This window comes from Streptomyces sp. NPDC002520, from assembly GCF_053595235.1.
The window spans coordinates 103653-121756 of the sequence record NZ_JBSFXG010000022.1 but is presented as its reverse complement, the minus strand read 5'-3'; the positions used below and the strand labels follow the sequence as shown (position 1 = coordinate 121756).

20 protein-coding genes are annotated in these 18104 nt (G+C 72.5%); 7 read left to right on the top strand and 13 right to left on the bottom strand.

What is annotated here, in order from left to right; all coding sequences use genetic code 11:
• Positions 1 to 737 precede the first annotated feature (737 nt).
• Together ACWD5D_RS27665 and sigE are read right to left on the bottom strand one after the other, a co-directional pair.
• Positions 738 to 1784: an anti-sigma factor family protein gene (locus tag ACWD5D_RS27665; protein WP_451375459.1), complete on the bottom strand. Its 1047-nt coding sequence runs from the start codon at positions 1782 to 1784 to the stop codon at positions 738 to 740.
• Entirely contained in the window at positions 1781 to 2566 is a 786-nt protein-coding gene (gene sigE / locus ACWD5D_RS27660; RefSeq protein WP_451375491.1) for an RNA polymerase sigma factor SigE, read from the bottom strand. The genes ACWD5D_RS27665 and sigE overlap by 4 nt, the downstream gene beginning before the upstream one ends.
• A gap of 162 nt (positions 2567 to 2728) precedes the next feature.
• Here sigE and ACWD5D_RS27655 point away from each other — a divergent pair, with 162 nt between their 5' ends.
• Positions 2729 to 3427: an O-methyltransferase gene (locus tag ACWD5D_RS27655; protein ID WP_451375490.1), complete on the top strand. Its 699-nt coding sequence runs from the start codon at positions 2729 to 2731 to the stop codon at positions 3425 to 3427.
• A gap of 98 nt (positions 3428 to 3525) precedes the next feature.
• Here the strand turns inward: ACWD5D_RS27655 and ACWD5D_RS27650 are convergent, their stop codons facing one another.
• On the bottom strand, positions 3526 to 3693 hold the full coding sequence (locus ACWD5D_RS27650; RefSeq protein ID WP_451375458.1) for a DUF3117 domain-containing protein: 168 nt from the start codon (positions 3691 to 3693) through the stop codon (positions 3526 to 3528).
• 385 nt (positions 3694 to 4078) lie between these two features.
• Here ACWD5D_RS27650 and chcB point away from each other — a divergent pair, with 385 nt between their 5' ends.
• Positions 4079 to 4882, top strand: coding sequence for a 2-cyclohexenylcarbonyl CoA isomerase (gene chcB, locus ACWD5D_RS27645; RefSeq protein WP_451375457.1), 804 nt, complete (start codon positions 4079 to 4081; stop codon positions 4880 to 4882).
• A gap of 28 nt (positions 4883 to 4910) precedes the next feature.
• On the opposite strand, the gene ACWD5D_RS27640 is transcribed toward chcB, so the two are convergent.
• On the bottom strand, positions 4911 to 5486 hold the full coding sequence (locus tag ACWD5D_RS27640; protein ID WP_451375456.1) for a DNA-3-methyladenine glycosylase I: 576 nt from the start codon (positions 5484 to 5486) through the stop codon (positions 4911 to 4913).
• Complete coding sequence (locus ACWD5D_RS27635) at positions 5483 to 5836, bottom strand: DivIVA domain-containing protein (RefSeq protein ID WP_451375455.1); 354 nt, start codon at positions 5834 to 5836, stop codon at positions 5483 to 5485. Before ACWD5D_RS27635 ends, ACWD5D_RS27640 begins: the two co-directional genes overlap by 4 nt.
• Positions 5837 to 5975: 139 nt before the next feature.
• On the opposite strand from ACWD5D_RS27635, the gene folP reads away from it, so the two are divergent.
• Positions 5976 to 6836, top strand: coding sequence for a dihydropteroate synthase (folP, locus tag ACWD5D_RS27630; protein ID WP_451375454.1), 861 nt, complete (start codon positions 5976 to 5978; stop codon positions 6834 to 6836).
• Between the two features lie 49 nt (positions 6837 to 6885).
• Here the strand turns inward: folP and ACWD5D_RS27625 are convergent, their stop codons facing one another.
• The gene (locus ACWD5D_RS27625) at positions 6886 to 7644 is read right to left on the bottom strand and encodes an LOG family protein (protein WP_451375453.1); all 759 of its coding nucleotides are present in this window, start codon (positions 7642 to 7644) and stop codon (positions 6886 to 6888) included.
• A 139-nt stretch (positions 7645 to 7783) separates the two neighbouring features.
• Entirely contained in the window at positions 7784 to 8863 is a 1080-nt protein-coding gene (gene dapE / locus ACWD5D_RS27620) for a succinyl-diaminopimelate desuccinylase (protein WP_451375452.1), read from the bottom strand.
• Between the two features lie 95 nt (positions 8864 to 8958).
• On the opposite strand from dapE, the gene ACWD5D_RS27615 reads away from it, so the two are divergent.
• Together ACWD5D_RS27615 and ACWD5D_RS27610 are read left to right on the top strand one after the other, a co-directional pair.
• Positions 8959 to 9990: a heavy metal transporter gene (locus ACWD5D_RS27615; RefSeq protein ID WP_451375451.1), complete on the top strand. Its 1032-nt coding sequence runs from the start codon at positions 8959 to 8961 to the stop codon at positions 9988 to 9990.
• A 273-nt stretch (positions 9991 to 10263) separates the two neighbouring features.
• Positions 10264 to 10704, top strand: coding sequence for an ATP-binding protein (locus tag ACWD5D_RS27610; RefSeq protein WP_451375450.1), 441 nt, complete (start codon positions 10264 to 10266; stop codon positions 10702 to 10704).
• Between the two features lie 103 nt (positions 10705 to 10807).
• On the opposite strand, the gene ACWD5D_RS27605 is transcribed toward ACWD5D_RS27610, so the two are convergent.
• On the bottom strand, positions 10808 to 11905 hold the full coding sequence (locus ACWD5D_RS27605) for a bifunctional succinyldiaminopimelate transaminase/glutamate-prephenate aminotransferase (protein ID WP_451375449.1): 1098 nt from the start codon (positions 11903 to 11905) through the stop codon (positions 10808 to 10810).
• 118 nt (positions 11906 to 12023) lie between these two features.
• Positions 12024 to 12344, bottom strand: coding sequence for a ferredoxin (fdxA, locus tag ACWD5D_RS27600; RefSeq protein WP_018561461.1), 321 nt, complete (start codon positions 12342 to 12344; stop codon positions 12024 to 12026).
• A 141-nt stretch (positions 12345 to 12485) separates the two neighbouring features.
• Between fdxA and ACWD5D_RS27595 the strand changes: the two genes are divergently transcribed.
• Together ACWD5D_RS27595 and ACWD5D_RS27590 are read left to right on the top strand one after the other, a co-directional pair.
• The gene (locus ACWD5D_RS27595; RefSeq protein WP_451375448.1) at positions 12486 to 13511 is read left to right on the top strand and encodes a GNAT family N-acetyltransferase; all 1026 of its coding nucleotides are present in this window, start codon (positions 12486 to 12488) and stop codon (positions 13509 to 13511) included.
• A gap of 8 nt (positions 13512 to 13519) precedes the next feature.
• A complete protein-coding gene (locus ACWD5D_RS27590) occupies positions 13520 to 14404 on the top strand; it encodes a transglutaminase family protein (RefSeq protein ID WP_451375447.1) in 885 nt (294 codons plus the stop codon).
• Between the two features lie 98 nt (positions 14405 to 14502).
• Here the strand turns inward: ACWD5D_RS27590 and ACWD5D_RS27585 are convergent, their stop codons facing one another.
• The 4 genes from ACWD5D_RS27585 to ACWD5D_RS27570 are packed head-to-tail and all read right to left on the bottom strand — an operon-like array spanning position 14503 to position 17997.
• The gene (locus ACWD5D_RS27585; RefSeq protein WP_451375446.1) at positions 14503 to 15117 is read right to left on the bottom strand and encodes a response regulator; all 615 of its coding nucleotides are present in this window, start codon (positions 15115 to 15117) and stop codon (positions 14503 to 14505) included.
• Entirely contained in the window at positions 15114 to 16301 is a 1188-nt protein-coding gene (locus ACWD5D_RS27580; protein WP_451375489.1) for a sensor histidine kinase, read from the bottom strand. Before ACWD5D_RS27580 ends, ACWD5D_RS27585 begins: the two co-directional genes overlap by 4 nt.
• A 5-nt stretch (positions 16302 to 16306) precedes the next feature.
• A complete protein-coding gene (locus ACWD5D_RS27575; protein WP_451375445.1) occupies positions 16307 to 17047 on the bottom strand; it encodes an ABC transporter permease in 741 nt (246 codons plus the stop codon).
• Entirely contained in the window at positions 17044 to 17997 is a 954-nt protein-coding gene (locus ACWD5D_RS27570) for an ABC transporter ATP-binding protein (protein WP_451375444.1), read from the bottom strand. The genes ACWD5D_RS27575 and ACWD5D_RS27570 overlap by 4 nt, the downstream gene beginning before the upstream one ends.
• Positions 17998 to 18104 lie beyond the last annotated feature (107 nt).

Below are 18104 nucleotides of genomic sequence, written 5' to 3'. Positions count from 1 at the left end.
ACCGCCTCCGCCTGCGCCTCGGCGCCGACAGACCCCACCGCACGGTGCCCGGCTTCAGCCGACTCCGTATGCGGCTCGCCACCAGCGGACTCCACAGGCCGCCCGACACCGGCCGACTCCGCGGGCCGCTCGGCACCGGCCGACTCCACAGGCTGCCCGCCACCAACCTGCTCCACAGGCGGCCTGGCGCCGGCCGAAACTGCCTGCGCCCCGGCACCGACAGCCCCCACCGCAGGGTGCCCGGCTTCAGCCGACTCCGCGGGCCGCTCGGCGCCAGCCGACTCCACAGGCCGCCCGACACCGGCCGACTCCGTGGGCCGCTCGGCACCGGCCGACTCGACCGGTTGTCCGGCACCGGTCGACTCACCGTCGCCCGCGACCGGGCCAGCCGCCTCACTGCCGGCCTCACTGCTGGCCTCACTGCCGGCCTCGCTCGCCGCCCCCGCCTCAGGCGCCGCGAGTACCGGCTTGGCCAGTTCGAAGTCGCCGTCGGACGGGTGGTCGGCGGCGGCCGGGGGGCTCGGTGGTGTGGCCCCCTCCGACGCCGGTTCCCCGTGTTCCCCCTGCTGCTGCGACGGGACGTGCGTCGGGTTGCCCTCGTTCATGCTCTCCCCACGGCTGGCCGCGGCCGCGCGTCTCGGCGGTGGCCGCGGAACGTCGATCCCGTGCCCGGGTCAGCGCCACGGGCACGGCCTCACAGGATTCAACCAGGTTCGGGGAGTGTGGCGCGGAGCCGGTCAGGGTGCCTGGTCGGCGGAGGAGGGGGAGGAAGCGGGAACGGAGGTGGTGTCGGGGAGGACGACAGGCAGGGGGACGGGGGCGGACAGCACGCCGGAGGCGGCGGCCTTGGGGGCGCTGGGCCAGGAGGTCGGCAGGAACGGGGTGGCCTGGTCCAGCGGACGTATGAGCGGGGAGATCGCGGCCGTACCGCTCATCACGGGCATGGCCAGATCACGCACGGCGTCCCGGACCTGCCCGATGCCGGACCCCTGCACTCCGGGCACCAGCGGCGCGGACATCGAGGTCGGCGCCATCGAAGCCTGGCCGAACATGCTGCTGCCCTGGCCGAACATGCTGCCGCCCTGGGCGAGCAGCGGGCTCACCGCGCGGCGCCGCTGGTTCTCGGACGCCGAGCCCGTGGACGCGCCCGTGCCGGAGGAACGGGCCGGGGCCACGTTGCTGCCCGTGCCGGAACCGCCGCGGGCGTCCGCGGTGACGTCGGTGGGGATGGCGCTGGTGACGCCACCGAGGGCGACGGCCGCCAGCGACACCGCGCCGGCGGCGGCGAACGCGAACCGCAGGCCGCGCGAGGCGAAGCGGTCGGTGTCCGGACGGCCGACGGGATGGATGCGGAAGCCCCGCGCCTCGGGCAGGGCGGAACGCACGGGCACGGCTGCGTGGGCGGCGGCCGGGACGTACCCGAACTCGAAGCGCTCGCCGCGCCTCACGCCGAAGACGCCGTCCTCGGCGCCGCGTCCGAAGAGTCCGCCCCCGGGCGTCGGCGTGCCGTCGCCGTCGCCGTCGCCGTCACCTCCCGCGGGAAGGCCCTGGAGGCGGGCGAGGAAGCTCTCGGAGGGCGGCGGCGGGGCCGCCTCCGCGAACACGTTCTTCAGTCGCCGCTGCGCATCCGCCTCCGCCTTGCACCGGGCACAGGTGGCCAGGTGGGCGAGGACACGCTCGCGGGACTCGTGGCCCAGCTCTCCGTCCACGAGGGCGGAGAGCCGGTCTCCCAGGTGCTGCTCGGCGAAGTGCGCCGGAGCGGGTTTCGGTCGGGATCCACTCACGCGGTCGCGCCCCCTCCCCCCAGAGCGGGGACACGGGCCACGAAGGAGCGCCGCTCGGCCTTCCGCGCCTGCGGAGAGCGGTGGGCGAGGGCCTTGCGGAGCTGGGAGCGGCCACGGTGGATACGGGAACGGACCGTGCCGAGCTTCACGCCGAGGGTCGCGGCGATCTCCTCGTACGACAGTCCTTCGATGTCGCACAGGACGACGGCGGCGCGGAACTCGGGCGCGAGAGTGTCGAGGGCCTGCTGGACGTCCGCGTCGAAGTGCGCGTCGTTGAAGGCCTGCTGCGGGGTGGGCTCGCGGCTGGGCAGGCGCTCGGCCGCGTCCTCGCCGAGGGCGTCGAAGCGGATGCGCTGCTTGCGCCGGACCATGTCCAGGAAGAGGTTGGTCGTGATGCGGTGCAGCCAGCCCTCGAAGGTCCCCGGAGAGTACGTGGACAGGGAGCGGAAGACGCGGACGAAGACCTCCTGGGTGAGGTCCTCGGCGTCGTGCTGGTTGCCCGTGAGGCGGTAGGCGAGCCGGTAGACCCGGCCGCTGTGGGTACTGACGATCTCCTCCCATGTGGGCGGAGTCCACGCCTGGCCGTCCGCGTCGGTGGCGAAGGTCGCGGTCTGGGCGTCGCCTGCGGCGAAACCGGTGGCGTGGCTGTCAGCAGCTGTGTCGGTCACGGATTTCGGCCTGCTCCCGGACCCGAGGAAGCGCCGTAGCACTCCTCCCCGATCCTCGGGCGCGGCCGCACCTCCCCTGTCGGCTCTGGTGGTGTCCAGTGGAGCCCCTACCATAGCCACCTCGCCCGTTAGCTCCGGATAAGCGGTTTTACGAGAATTTGATGCGTGCTGATACGGCTCGTGCGGCTGCGTCAGCATGTGGTCGGCGTCCTGATCCACCTCTTACCCCCCGTCGCGTCCCGGGCCACCGTCTCCACTCCATAAACGCACAGTCCCATCTGCGGGTTCCCGGCCCCAACGGATACAGTCACGCCGAGGCAACCACGGGGACAGGAGAGGGTCATTACCGGCAACCGGCAGACGAGCTGGGCGTTCGCCGACGCCTTTGTCGCCGAGGACGAAGCACTGCACTGGGCCAGGGACCGGGCCCGCGAGGCAGGGCTGCGCTCGGTGTCGCCCAGCACGGGCGCCGCGCTGCGACTGCTCGCCGCCTCGGTGGACGCGAAGGCGGTCGCGGAGATCGGCACCGGCTGCGGAGTGTCCGGAATCCACTTGCTGCACGGGATGCGCCCGGACGGGGTGCTCACCACGGTCGACCCGGAGCCGGAGCACCAGCAGTTCGCCCGGCAGGCCTTCCGGGCCTGTGGCTTCGCCAGCAACCGGGCCCGGTTCATCCCGGGCCGCGCCCTGGACGTGCTGCCCCGGCTCGCGGACGCCGGCTACGACCTCGTCTTCTGCGACGGGGACCGGCAGGAGTATTCGGACTATCTCGCTGAATCGTTGCGCCTGCTGCGTCCGGGCGGCCTCGTGATCTTCGAGGGCGTCTTCGCGAGCGGCCGCACGGTCGACTCCGGGCCGCAGCCGACCGAGGTGCTGCGGCTGCGCGAGCTGCTGCGCACGGTGCGGGAGAGCCAGGAGCTGGTGACGTCGCTGCTGCCGGTGGGCGACGGTCTGCTGTGCGCCGTCAAACGGTGAGAGGCGCAGGTCAGGGCCCGGGATCGGGCCCAGGAACGACAGCGCCCCGGCACCGCGTACGATGCCGGGGCAGCCGTTAGGGCTGAGTCTCTGACACGTCAGACGACGACGCTCTGCAAGGCGTCGGCGAGCGCCGCGGCCTCGTCAGGGGTCAGCTCGACGACGAGTCGACCGCCGCCTTCGAGCGGAACGCGCATGACGATGCCCCGCCCCTCCTTGGTCACCTCGAGCGGGCCATCACCCGTCCGCGGCTTCATGGCCGCCATGCTCGTTCCCCTTCCTGAAACCAGCTCATCGTCTGCCGGAAGCCCTCGGAGGGCGTCCGCGATTCCGAAACGGACACGCGACACCGGCATCGAACACATTGCTTCCCAGCCATTATCCCGCATCGCAGGACCCGATGACCAACATCGGTCGGCATCGCTTGGGCAACGCGCGCGAGCAAAACCACTCAATTCGGCGATGTGGCTGCGATACTGCACCGCCGCATCGGCATGCATCGAGATCCGCCGACCGACTCCACTCCGGTTTTCTTTGACGCAGGTCACACGTCGGGTCCGGCTCCTGGCCGGTGATCTCCGCCATGCTGTCCTTCAGACAGCGACGTACCGAGCGGTACGTCACCAGCCGTGACACCGGAGGGGATGCGCCATGGCCGACACCGTGCTCTACGAGGTGAGCGACGGACTCGCGACGATCACGCTGAACCGCCCCGAGGCGATGAACGCCCTGAACATCGCGACCAAGGTCGCCCTCCGCGAGGCGGCCGAGGCCGCGGCCGGGGACACGGCCGTACGGGCGATCCTGCTGACCGCCGCCGGCGACCGGGCGTTCTGCGTGGGCCAGGACCTCAAGGAGCACATCGGGCTGCTCGCCGCCGACCGGGAGTCCGGGTCCGCGCAGACGATGAGCACGGTCAGGGAGCACTACAACCCGATCGTGAGAGCGCTGGCCGGGGCGCCGAAGCCGGTGGTCGCCGGGGTGAACGGGGTCGCGGCCGGGGCGGGCTTCGGCTTCGCGCTCACCGCGGACTACCGGGTGGTCGCCGACACGGCGTCCTTCAACACCTCCTTCGCGGGGGTCGCGCTGACCGCCGACTCCGGCGTGTCCTGGACGCTGCCCCGGGTGGTCGGGCCGAGCCGCGCCGCCGACCTGCTGCTCTTCCCGCGCACCATCAGCGCCCAGGACGCGCTGGAGCTGGGGATCGCGGGCCGGGTGGTGCCGGCGGCCGAACTGCGCGCCGAGGCCGAGAAGGTGGCGCGGAAGCTGGCCGAGGGTCCGACCGTGGCGTACTCGGCGATCAAGGAGGCGATGGCCTACGGGCTGACGCACTCGCTCGACGAGACCCTGGACAAGGAGGAGGAACTCCAGGCCCGCGCGGGGCAGTCCGAGGATCACGCGATCGCGGTGCAGGCGTTCGTGAACAAGGAGAAGCCCAAGTACTTGGGCCGTTGAGCAGCCGTAGCCGTTCCCCCGCGCCCCCTCAGGGGGCGCTGCGGGCCACGCACGTCTCCAGGTGGTCGTTGACCAGGCCGCACGCCTGCATCAGGGCGTACGCCGTCGTCGGGCCGACGAACTTGAGGCCGCGCTTCTTCAGGGCCTTCGACAGGGCCGTGGACTCCGGGGTGACGGCGGGGACGTCGGCGAGGACCTTCGGGGCGGGGCGGCTGTCGGGGTCCGGGGCGTGGGACCAGATCAGGGCGTCCAGGTCGCCCGGCGTCCAGTCGGCGAGCACGCGCGCGTTGGCGAGGGTGGCGTCGATCTTGGCGCGGTTGCGGATGATGCCCGGGTCGGCGAGGAGGCGTTCGCGGTCCTCGTCCGTGAAGGCGGCGACCTTCTCGATCCGGAAGTCGGCGAAGGCGGTGCGGAAGCCCGGACGGCGGCGCAGGATGGTGATCCAGGACAGCCCGGACTGGAAGGCCTCCAGGCTGAGGCGCTCGAAGAGGGCGTCGTCACCGTGGACGGGGCGGCCCCACTCCTCGTCGTGGTACGCCACGTAGTCCTCGGTGGACAGGGCCCACGGGCAGCGCGGCAGGCCGTCGGATCCGGTGAGGGTCACGGTCCCTCCTGCTGCTGGTGCTTGCCCAGGTGGACGTGCGCGGCGGCGGCACGGGCGCCGGCCAGCGCGGACTCCAGATCGGCGATACGGGCGTCCCGCTCGGACAGTTCGGCGGCGAGGCGGCCGAGCGCGTCGTCGACGTCGGACATGCGGTAGCCGCGCGGGGTGACCGGGAAGCGCAGGCTCTCCACGTCGGCGCCGCTCAGCGGGCGGTCCGGGGGCAGCGGGTCCTGGAGCCGCTCGGGCGCGGCCTCCGGGAGCGGGGCGCTCTCGCCGCCGCCCACCACGGCGAGTGTCACCGCGGCGACCACGACGGCCAGCGCGACGACCAGGAGCAAGAACATCACCATGGCAAGAGGTCCCCACGTTCGAAGTGCCGGCCGCTGTGTCGGACGACCGATGTGTCTGGGTCCGATCGTGCCATGCGAGGCTGACAGTCAGGGTCGCAGGCGGCCTTACAGCGGGACGTACGAGGAGAGGTCACAGGGGATGCTCAGGCTGGGCAAACGGGAATTCGGGCCGCACGAGCCGGTGATCATGGCGATCGTGAACCGGACCCCGGACTCCTTCTACGACCAGGGGGCCACGTTCCGGGACGAGCCGGCCCTCGCGCGCGTGGAGCGCGCGGTGGCCGAGGGCGCCGCGATCGTCGACATCGGCGGGGTCAAGGCCGGGCCGGGCGAGGAGGTCACGGCCGAGGAGGAGGCGCGGCGGACCGTCGGGTTCGTGGCGGAGGTACGGCGGCGGTTCCCCGACGTGATCATCAGTGTGGACACCTGGCGGGCCGAGGTCGGCGAGGCGGTGTGCGAGGCCGGGGCGGATCTGCTGAACGACGCGTGGGGCGGGGTGGACCCGGGGCTCGCGGAGGTCGCCGCGCGGTACGAGGCCGGGCTGGTGTGCACGCACGCGGGGGGTGCCGAGCCGCGGACGCGTCCGCACCGGGCGACGTACGACGACGTCATGGCCGACATCCTCGAGGTGACCGTGGGGCTGGCCGAGCGGGCGGTGTCCCTCGGGGTGCCGCGCGAGTCGGTGCTGATCGATCCGGGGCACGACTTCGGGAAGAACACGCGGCACAGCCTGGAGGCGACGCGCCGGCTGGACGAGATGGTCGCCACCGGGTGGCCCGTACTGGTGTCGCTGTCCAACAAGGACTTCGTGGGCGAGACGCTGGACCGGCCGGTCAAGGAGCGGCTGATCGGCACGCTGGCGACGACGGCGGTGTCCGCGTGGCTCGGGGCGCAGGTGTACCGGGTCCACGAGGTGGCCGAGACCCGGCAGGTGCTGGAGATGGTGGCGTCCATCGCCGGTCACCGCCCCCCTGCGGTGGCACGCCGGGGCCTGGCCTGACCGTCGGTGGCACGCCGGGGGCGCCGGCCCCCGGCGTGTCACCTGAGGGTCAGCGGGCGGCCTCCTTGGAGACCAGGGCGACGGCTTCCTCGACCTCGTCCGTGAGGTGGAACAGGAGCAGGTCCTTCTCCGAGGCCTTGCCCTGGGCGATCAGGGTCTCCTGGATCCAGGTCACCAGGCCGCCCCAGTACTCGCTGCCGAACAGGACGATCGGGAAGCGGGTGACCTTCTGGGTCTGGACGAGGGTGAGGGCCTCGAAGAGCTCGTCGAGGGTGCCGAGACCGCCGGGCAGGACGACGAACCCCTGCGCGTACTTGACGAACATCATCTTGCGGACGAAGAAGTACCGGAAGTTGAGGCCGATGTCGACGTAGGGGTTCAGCCCCTGCTCGAAGGGCAGCTCGATGCCGAGGCCGACCGAGACGCCGCCCGCCTCCAGGGCGCCCTTGTTGGCCGCCTCCATGGCCCCGGGCCCGCCTCCGGTGATCACCGCCCAGCCGGCCTCGACCAGGCCCCGGCCCAGCTTGACCCCGGCCTCGTACTCGGGCGTCCCCGCCGGTGTGCGTGCCGAACCGAACACGCTGATGGCAGGCGGGAGTTCGGCGAGCGTGCCGAAGCCCTCGATGAACTCCGACTGGATGCGCAGCACACGCCAGGGATCGGTGTGCACCCAGTCCGAGGGGGCACGCTCGTCCAGCAGTCGCTGGTCGGTCGTGCTGGGGGTGACCTGTCCCCGCCGTCGGAGGACCGGTCCGAGTCGCTGCTCGTCCGGCGGCTGCTTCTTCCCCACAGGGTTGCCGGTAGGCATCTGCGCTCCCTCCGCTTGCCGGTAGTTCCGTCTCAGACTAGATCTACGCGGGTTACGGAGGAGGTACATACGCATGTCGGACACGGGTGCGCCGCTCGGGACGCCTGCCGTAACCCCGTAGGGACGCTTGCCGGAACGCCTACGCGGTGAGCCAGCTGCGCAGCCGCTCCTCGCCCGCGAGGATCTTCGCCACCTCGACCCGCTCGTCCCGCTTGTGGGCCAGGTGCGGGTTGCCGGGGCCGTAGTTGACCGCCGGGATGCCGAGGGCGGAGAAGCGGGAGACATCGGTCCAGCCGTACTTGGGCTGCGGGGTGCCGCCCACCGCCTCGATGAAGGCCGCGGCCGCCGGGTGGGACAGGCCGGGGAGCGCGCCGCCGCTGTGGTCGTCGATCACGAACTCGGTGACTCCGCAGTCGGCGAAGACCTCGCGGACGTGCTCGATCGCCTCCTCCTCGGAGCGGTCGGGGGCGTAGCGGAAGTTGACCGTGACCACGCACTCGTCGGGGATGACGTTGCCGGCCACTCCCCCGCCGATACGCACCGCGTTCAGGCCCTCGCGGTATTCCAGGCCGTCGATGACCGGCCACCGGGGCTCGTAGGAGGCCAGGCGGGCAAGGATGGGCGCGGCGGCGTGGATGGCGTTGGAGCCCATCCAGCCGCGTGCCGAGTGGGCCCGCTCGCCACTGGTCTTCAGCAGTACCCGCAGCGTGCCCTGGCAGCCGCCCTCGACCTGACCGTCGGAGGGCTCCAGCAGGACGGCGAAGTCGCCCTCCAGCCACTCCGGGTGGGCCTCGGCGACGTGCTTGAGGCCGTTGAGGTCGGCGGCGACCTCCTCGTTGTCGTAGAAGACGAAGGTCAGGTCGCGGTTGGGGGCCGGGACGGTGGCCGCGATGCGCAGCTGGACCGCGACGCCCGACTTCATGTCGCAGGTGCCGCAGCCCCACAGCACGCCGTCCTCGTCCAGCCGGGAGGGCACGTTGCCGGCGATGGGCACGGTGTCGATGTGGCCCGCCAGGACGACCCGCTCGGCACGGCCCAGGTTCGTCCGGGCGATCACGTTGTTGCCGTACCGCTCCACCGTGAGGTGCGGCAGGGCGGCGAGGGCGGTCTCGATCGCGTCCGCGAGGGGCTTCTCGGTGCCGCTCTCGGAGGGGAAGTCGACGAGTCGCGCGGTGAGGGCCGCGGCGTCCAGCGTGAGGTCGAGCGAGGTGTCGGGCATGGATCCGACCCTAGCGCGCCCCTCGCCGCGAGCCGGTTCCCGGCGGTCCGCGGACCCGCCGTCAGGGCCGGTTCGGACTCCAGTACCTTGTACGCGTGTCAGAGCCGTCCCCCACGCGTCCCAAGCGCCGCGGCCGCATCTTCCGTTTCGGTGCCGCGCTGTTGGTCCTGTCCGCCGTCGCGGCCTACCTCGTGGTGCAGTACGTCACCGGAGGCGGGGCCGCGCGAGGCTGCAAGGTGGTCTCCGACGCCCGGGAGGGGACGTCGTACGAGTTCACGCCCGAACAGGCGGCGAACGCGGCGACGATCGCCGCCGTCGGCACCGGCCGGGGCATGCCGGAGCGGGCGGTGGCCATCGCGATCGCCACCTCGCTGCAGGAGTCGGGGCTGCGCAACATCCGGCACGGCGACCGGGATTCGCTGGGGCTGTTCCAGCAGCGGCCCTCGCAGGGCTGGGGCACCGAGCGGCAGATCATGGACCCGGCGTACGCGGCGGGCATGTTCTACGCGCATCTGGCGCGGGTGCCGGGCTACACCGACCTGCCGCTGACGGTGGCGGCCCAGCGGGTGCAGCGCAGCGGCTACCCGGAGGCGTACGCCAAGCACGAGCCGGACGCGACGCTGCTGGCGGCGGCGCTCACCGGCTACTCGGCGGCGACGCTGAGCTGTGACGGGCGCCCGCGGAGCACGGACGCGACGTCGGACACGACGGGCACACGGCCGGACGCGCCCGCGCAGACGGGACCGGACGCGGTACGGGCCGCGCTGGTACGGGACTTCGGGCGGGACGCGCTGCAGGAGACGGGTGCGCAGGTGGGCGGTACGGCCGTTCCGTCGCCGTCTCCGTCCCCGAGCGTGACGGCGACCGCGCACGGGCGGACGGTGACCGTTCCGGTGCCGCACGGGGCGCGGAAGGACGCGAGCGGGCGGACCGAGCAGGAGCGGGGCTGGCAGCTGGCGCACTGGGCGGTGGCCAACTCCTCGGCGCTGCACATCCAGCGCGTCGTGTACGCGGGCCGGGAGTGGACCGCCTCGAACGGCGGGGGCAGCTGGCACAGCGCCGGCTCCGCGGGGGCCGCGGGGGCCGAGCGGTCCGTGGGCGCGGTACAGATCGTGACCGGACAGTAGTACGGGTCTTCACTCCGGCGGGTTGTACGGGCGCCGGCGGCCCGGCCCTGCGGGTATTTCCCGACTATTTGTCGGCGACCCTTGGGAATCCAGGGGTGTAAGGATTCTTCGGGCTTTCGGGCGAACGGCGTTTGCCCGTTTTTATCCACACCCGATAATGCGATGCGTTATCCATTCTTTACCTTTGACGTCCGCAACCTTCGTCGGCTTCGAGCGGTAGTCACGGCGTCCGACCTCGGACACCAACACCGTTCTCCCGTCGAATGGAGCATCATGTCCCTCCCTCTGACCCGCCGGATCGCCCGTGCCGCGCTGCTCGTCGCAGCGGGAGCGGCTGCGGGGGTCGGTGCGGCCGGCTCTGCCGGCGCTGCCACGAACCTGCCGGCGGCCACCCCGAACCTGGGCGGTCTGACCGCCCTGGACGGGGCGCACGCCGGCACCGCCGTCGACAGTGCGGCGCGGAACGTCACCGGGCTCGCCGCTCACGCGGGCGGCCAGACGGTCGAGACGGCGGTGCCGGCCGTGGGTACGACGGCCGGCGGCGCCGTGAAGAAGACGGCGCCCGTGGCGCAGAAGGCCGCGGGCGACTCCGTCGGGGCCGCGGCCGGGGCGCTCGGGAACGCCGCCGCCGGTGCGACGAACCGCGGCGGCCTGCCGACGGACAACCTGACCCGGGGCGGCCTGCCGCTGCAGGGGCTGCCGCTGGGCGGCTGAGAACCGGCTGCCGCCGGCCTGACGGCCAACGGGGTCCAGGGTGTTCCCTGGGCCCCGTTTGCCGTACCGGCAGGGGCCGGCGCCTCTGTCGGCGCTGTGGAGCTCAGGCCTTCAGGCGGTCCACTGCCGCTCGGACCCGCTCGTCCGTGGCGGTGAAGGCCACGCGGATGAAGGTTCGGCCGGCTTCGCCGTAGAAGTCGCCCGGAGCGACCAGGATGCCGAGGGAGGCGAGGTGGGCGACGGTGTCCCAGCAGGACTCGTCCCGGGTGGCCCAGAGATAGAGGCTGGCCTCGCTGTGCTCGATGCGGAAGCCGTGGCCCAGCAGGGCGGCCCGCAGGGCCTCACGGCGCGCGGCGTAGCGTGCGCGCTGCTCCTGGACGTGGGCGTCGTCGCCGAGGGCTGCCACCACCGCGGCCTGCGTCGGCGCGGAGGTCATCATGCCGCCGTGCTTGCGGATCTCCAGGAGCGGGCCGAGGACGGCCGGGTCGCCGGCGATGAAGGCGGCGCGGTAGCCGGCCAGGTTGGACCGCTTGGAGAGGGAGTGGACGGCGACGATGCCGTCGTAGGAGCCGCCGTTGACGTCGGGGTGCAGGACCGAGACGGGGTCGGCCTCCCAGCCCAGTTCGAGGTAGCACTCGTCGGAGACGAGCAGCACGCCGTGCTCGCGCGCCCAGGCGACGATGCCGGTCAGCTCGTCCTTGGAGAGGACCTTGCCGGTGGGGTTGGAGGGCGAGTTGAGCCACAGGAGCTTCAGGTCGGCCGGGTCCAGGTCGCGCGGGTCGTCGTACGCCACGTAGTCGGCGCGGGCGAGGCGGGCGCCGACCTCGTAGGTCGGGTAGGCCAGGCGCGGGTAGGCCACCTTGTCGCCGGGGCCGAGGCCCAGCTGGGTCGGCAGCCAGGCGACCAGTTCCTTGGAGCCGACGACCGGCAGGACGTGGCGGTGGGTGACGCCGCGGGCGCCGAGGCGGCGCTCCAGCCAGCCGGTGATCGCGTCCCGCAGGGCGGGGGTGCCCCAGACCGTCGGGTAGCCCGGCGAGTCGGCCGCGTCGATCAGGGCCTTCTGGATCAGCTCGGGGACCGGGTCGACCGGGGTGCCGACGGAGAGGTCGACGATGCCGTCGGGGTGCGCGGCGGCCGTCTTCTTGTACGGCTCCAGCTTGTCCCAGGGAAAGGTGGGAAGCCGGTCGGAGACTGCGGACACGGGACTTGCTCGCTTTCGTCGGTACGGCAAACGCCTCGGTCCCGTACGGCGTGATCAAGGATCCGGCCGTACGGGACCGAGGCGGCGCTACAGCGGGCCGCTGGGGCCGCTCAAACGGTTACTCGCCCTGCGGCGGCAGCGCGGCGATGAAGGGGTGGTCCCGCTCGATCAGCCCCAGCTTGCTCGCGCCGCCGGGAGAGCCCAGCTCGTCGAAGAACTCGACGTTCGCCTTGTAGTAGTCCTTCCACTCCTCCGGAGTGTCGTCCTCGTAGAAGATCGCCTCGACCGGGCAGACCGGCTCACAGGCACCACAGTCGACGCATTCGTCCGGGTGGATGTACAAGGACCGCTGGCCCTCGTAGATGCAGTCGACCGGGCACTCCTCGATGCACGCCTTGTCCTTCACGTCGACACAAGGCTGCGCGATGACGTAGGTCACGCTGTCGTTCCTCCTCGATAGGGCGCTGGCGGGCCTCTGTAGGCTCCCGCCGCCTGGCGCGCGGGAGCGCGGCGTCGTCGATGCCCGCCCCTAGTATCTCCGTTCCGGGGCGTGATCCGAACAGGAGGGGTGAACTGACCAGTGGAAATCTCGGCGACAGGACAATCCGAGGTCCGTATCACCCCTGCTGACGTGGGCAAACGGGTCTCCGTACGGCGGCTCGCCGAAGCGGGCACCGGGGTTGAGAAGTTCACCGACACGGTCGGTGTTCTCACATCATGGGACGACGGCGTGCTCATGATCACACGGCGGGACGGCAGCCGCGTCCGAATCGCGGAATCCGCGCTGGTCGCGGGGAAGGTGGTGCCGGCCGCGCCGGCCCGTCGGCGGGGTCCCGCGGCGACCTACGAGGAGCTCGCGCACGTCACCTCGCGCGCGTGGCGGCCAGCGGAGAGCGAGTGGCTCGGCGAGTGGGAGCTGCGGGCGGCCTCGGGGTTCACCCGGCGCGCCAACAGCGTGCTCCCGCTCGGCGATCCGGGCCTTCCCCTCGACGCGGCCCTGGCTGCCGTACGACGCTGGTACGGCGAGCGCGGCCTGCCCGCCTACGTGCAGACCGCCACCGGCGCCGAGGGCACGCAGGAGCTGCTGGCCGCGGAGCTGGAGCGGCGCGGCTGGACCCCGGTGGCCACGGCGGAGGTGTGGATCGGGGCCCTCGCTCCGGTGGCGGACCGGGCGGAGGGCGCCGGGGTGGTGGTCTCCCGGGAGACGGACGCGTCGTGGCTCGCGCGGTATCACCGGAAGGGGGTGAGCGACGTGGCGCTGAAGGTGCTGCACGGAGGCCCGTCGGTCTGGTTCGCCGCCGTGCCCGGCGCGCCGGGCGAGCCTCCGGTGGCGATAGGCCGGTGTGTCGTGGACGGGCGGTGGGCCGGTTTCGCCGCCGTCGAGGTCGATCCCGGCCGGCGCCGCGAGGGGCTGGCGACCGAGGTGATGGCCGCACTGGCCCGCCGCGCCCTGCGGGAGGGTGCCTCGGCGGCCTGGCTCCAGGTGGAGGACGACAACGAGGGCGCCCGGGAGCTGTACACCGGGCTCGGCTTCGTCCGCCACCACGCGTACCGGCACTACCAGGCGCCCGAGGAGCACTCCGGGCAGCCCTCGGAGCAGGCGTAGGTACCGCCGTGGACGCGCACGAGCCCGCGAGGCGCCCGTATCTGCCGCCCCCCTACCCGCCCCCGCCCGAGCGGTCCGCCGAGGTGCGGCGGCGGTTCGCCGAGGAGGTGCGCTCGGAGCGGCCGGACCTGTCGGCGCTGTGTCTGCTGATCGGCGCGGAGGCGGACGGCTCGCTGGACGAGGACGGGATCGACGCGGCCCAGGTGGAGCTGGACCGGCTGGCCGGGCAGCTGCCGTTCCGGCCGGGCGGGCCGCGCGCCTGGGCGGAGGCGCTGCGCCGGGTGCTGGGCGGGCGCCACGGGTTCGCGGGGTCGGCCGGGGACTACGACCGGCTGGAGTCCTCGCTGCTGCACGAGGTGCTGCGGCGCCGGCGCGGGCTGCCGATCCTGCTGTCGGTGGTGTGGATGGAGGTCGCCCGGCGGGCCGGGGCTCCGGTGTACGGGGTGGCGCTGCCGGGACACTTCGTGGTCGGGTTCGGTGCGGCCGAGGAGCGGGTCCTGGCGGATCCCTTCGACGGGGGCCGGGTGCTGAGCGGCACGGATGCCGAGCTGCTGGTGGTGGGGGCGACGGGGGCGCCGCTCCAGTCCTCGATGCTGGTGCCCGCGGCGCCGCTCCAGGTGGTGCAGCGGATCCTGAACAACGTGCGGGCGTGGGCCTCGGCGCGGCCCGAGCGCTCGGATGTGGCGCTGTGGGCTGTGGAGCTGTCCCTGCTGCTGCCGTCGCATCCGGCCCGGCTGCGGTACGAGCGGGCGCAAGTCCTGGTGCAGAGAGGGGAGTTCGTCGAGGGGGCGACGGAACTGGAGGCCTACGCCGATCTTGTGGGTGTGGTCGATCCGCACACCGAGGAGCGCGCGCGGGCTCAGGCGCGGGAGGCGCGGGCCCTGCTGAACTGAGGGCGCGCCCACGCGGCGGAGCCGCGGAACGTCCTCACAGCCACCGGAACCTCCTCACAGCCGGCCCTTCTCCCCCTCACAACCAGCCCCTCTCCCCCTCACAGCCAGCCCTTCTCCCGCGCGATCCGCACCGCCTCCGCGCGGTTGCGCACGGCCAGCTTCTGGATGGCCGTGGAGAGGTAGTTGCGGACCGTGCCCTGCGAGAGGTGGAGGGTCTTGGCCAGCTCGGCGTTGGTGGAGCCGTCGGCGGCCGCGCGGAGCACCTCGCGTTCGCGGTCGGTGAGCGGGTTGGCGCCCTCGGCCAGGGCGGCGGCGGCCAGGGTGGGGTCGATGACGCGTTCGCCGGCCAGCACCTTGCGTACCGCTTCGGCGAGTTGGGCGGCGGGGGCGTCCTTGACGAGGAAGGCGTCGGCGCCGGCTTCCATGGCGCTGCGCAGGTAGCCGGGGCGGCCGAAGGTGGTGAGGACGACGAGCTTCACGGCGGGGTGCGCCCGGTGCACCTGGGCGGCCGCCTCGATGCCGGTGCAGCCGGGCATCTCGATGTCGAGCAGCGCCACGTCCACGCCGTGCTCGCCGACGGCCGCCAGTACCTGGTCACCGCGGGCGACCTGGGCGACGACCTCGATGTCGTCCTCGAGGCCGAGCAGGGCGGCCAGGGCCTCGCGGACCATCGACTGGTCCTCGGCGAGGAGGACCTTGATCGTGCTCGTCATGCCCCGGATCCTACGTCCGGCCCGGAGCCCGTGGGCACCCGGGCGACCAGCCGGAATCCGTGCTTCACCCGGCCCGCCTCCAGGGTTCCGCCGGCCTTCTCCAGGCGCTCGGTCAGACCGGTCAGACCGTTGCCGGGGCCGGATCCGGAACCTCCTGATCCGTTGTCCTCGACGGCGAGTTCGAGGACCGGGCCGTCCAGGGTCTGGCGGTGCAGCACCTCCACCGTGCACCGGTCGGCGCCGCTGTGCCGGACCACGTTGGTGACCGCCTCGCGCAGCGCCCAGGCGAGCGCGGACTCGGCCTCCTCGGGGACGCCGGTGAGGTCCGGTTCGGCGGGTACCTCGGCGGTGACGCCGGCGGCGGTCAGCGCGACCTGGGTGCCGGCGAGTTCGGCGGTGAGGCGGGGGCGCCGGTAGCCGGTGACGGCCTCGCGGACGTCGACCAGGGCCTGCCGGCTGACCTGTTCGATGTCGGCGACCTGCTGGGCCGCCTTGTCGGGGTGGCCGGGCAGCATCCGGCCGGCCAGCTCGCTCTTGAGGGTGATCAGGGAGAGGGAGTGGCCGAGCAGGTCGTGCAGGTCGCGGGCGAGGCGCAGCCGCTCCTCGTTGGCGGCGAGCTGGGCGACGGTGGCCCGCGCCTTGCGCAACTCGATGGTCGTACGTACGAGTTGGCCGACGCCGGTTATCGCGAAGCCGATGAGCACGACCAGCAGGAACAGGTTCCGTGCCTCCTCCTCGTCGGAGTGCAGGCCGATCAGGTACATCACCACGGCGGAGGCCGGGATGGCCCAGTAGGCCGCCCGCAGCGGCAGGGTGGCCCCCCAGGCGACCGACAGGTAGACGAACAGGCCCAGCCAGGCGCTGCCGAGCGTGTAGGCCAGTACGGGGGCGAGGACGCCGAGGACCCCGCCCAGGACGAGCACGGCGCGCGGGGCGAACGGCCGGCCGATGTTGCGGAAGACCAGCACCAGATAGGCCGCGACGAAGGCCGTGAGGCCGAGCGAGCCGGCCACGGTCGCGCCGGTGCTGTGATCGCCGTTGATGAGGTCGTTGACCGGCGAGCTGAGGAAGACCAGCCAGACGCCGATCCACAGCACCCTGACGAACATCTCGCGCCGGTTGCGGGGCGGCCGGCCCGCGGGCGGCATGGGCCTGGTCGCCTCTGCTTGCCGGTCTTCCGTCATCGCGCTCACGCCTTCAGCGTGTCCTTCCGGTACAGCCAGGCCGCGCCGCCCGCGAAGAGGACGAAATAGACGGCGAGGACGGCGACGTCGGTGGCATGCGGTGCCTGGCTCTGCTCGATCGCGCGTCCCAGTGCAGCGTACGCGTGCGTGGGCAGCCACTTCGCGATGTCCTGGAGGACCTGCGGGAAGCTCGTGGACGGCATCCACAGGCCGCCGAGGATCGACAGACCGAAGTAGACGATCATCGTGATGGGGCGGACCGCGTCCCCGGTGGCGACGTAGCCGATGGCGACGCCGAGCGCGGCGAAGACCAGGCTGCCGGCCCAGATGACCCCGGTGAGGGCGAGCCACTGCCAGGCGTCCAGCCGTACGTCCTTGATCGCGGCGGCGACCAGGAACACCACGACGATCGACGGCAGACTCACCACGGCGGCGCTCGCCGTCTTGGCGAGGACGTAGCCGCGGCCGGGCAGCGAGGTGAGCCGCAGCTGCCGTACCCAGCCGTTCTCGCGCTCCTTGGCGATGCGTTCGCTGTTGCCCATGAGGACGGCGGTCAGGGCGCCGAAGGAGGCCATGGAGACCATCAGGTAGGTGGCGACGGTCAGGCCGGTCCCGTCGACCTTCGCGTTCGTGCCGGAACTGCTGGAGAAGATCAGGTAGATGACCGAGGGGTAGAGCACCGAGAAGAACAGGAACTTCTTGTTGCGCAGGGCGCGGGCGAGTTCCAGCTTGATGAGGCCGTTCACGACTGCTTCGCCTCCTCGGCGGCGGTGATGGCGACGAAGGCCTGCTCCAGGCCGAGCCCGGCCACTTCGAGGTTGCGCGGGTAGACGCCGAGGCCGTACAGGGCGTGGACGGTCGCGTCGGCGTCGGAGGACTGGATGCGGACGGTCTGCCCGGAGCCCGCGGCGGAGCCGCTGTTGGACACCGTGATCGAGGTCAGGAAGGGCAGGCCGGTCAGGGCGGCCTCGTCGATCTCGCCCTCCAGGTCGAAGGAGACGCGGCGGGCGCCCGCCTTGGCCTTGATCTCGGCGGCGGTGCCGTCGGCGAGGAGCCGGCCGCGGTGCAGCACGAGTACCCGGTCGGCGATGGCGTCGGCCTCTTCGAGGTAGTGGGTGGCGAACAGGACGGTACGGCCCTGGTCCGCCTGCTCGCGCATGGTGGCCCAGAAGGCCTGGCGGGCGGAGACGTCCATGCCGGTGGTCGGCTCGTCCAGGACGATCAGGTCGCTGTCGCCGGCGGTGGCGAGGGCGAAGCGGACGCGCTGGGCCTGGCCGCCGGAGAGCTTGTTGACCTTGCGGTCGGCGATCTGCGTGATGCCCGCGCGGGCGAGCACGTCGTCGGCCTTGTACGACTTCGGGTGCAGCGAGCAGGCCAGCTTGACCAGTTCGGCCACGGTGACGTCCTCCATCAGCCCGCCGCTCTGCAGCATGGCCCCGACCCGCCCGGCGACGATCGCCTCGCGCGGGGCGGTGCCGAACACGTTCACCGTGCCGGCGTCGGCGTGCTTGAGCCCGAGGAGCAGATCGAGGGTGGTGGACTTGCCGGCCCCGTTCGGGCCGAGGAGGGCGACGGTCTCGCCCGGGTACAGCGCGAGCGAGAGGCCGTCCACGGCCCGCACGGTGCCGTACGTCTTGGTCACCTGGTCGAACCCGACCACCGGGGTGGTGGCGGGAGGTGCCGCTGTCGTTGTCATGACAGCCATGGTCCCGGTGAGGGCCGGGTGCCCGGGAGTGTCGGCGGTCCTCGGTGCCTGATGACAGATGTCATGTGTTCCGGGTGACACGGCAGCGGGGGCGCCCG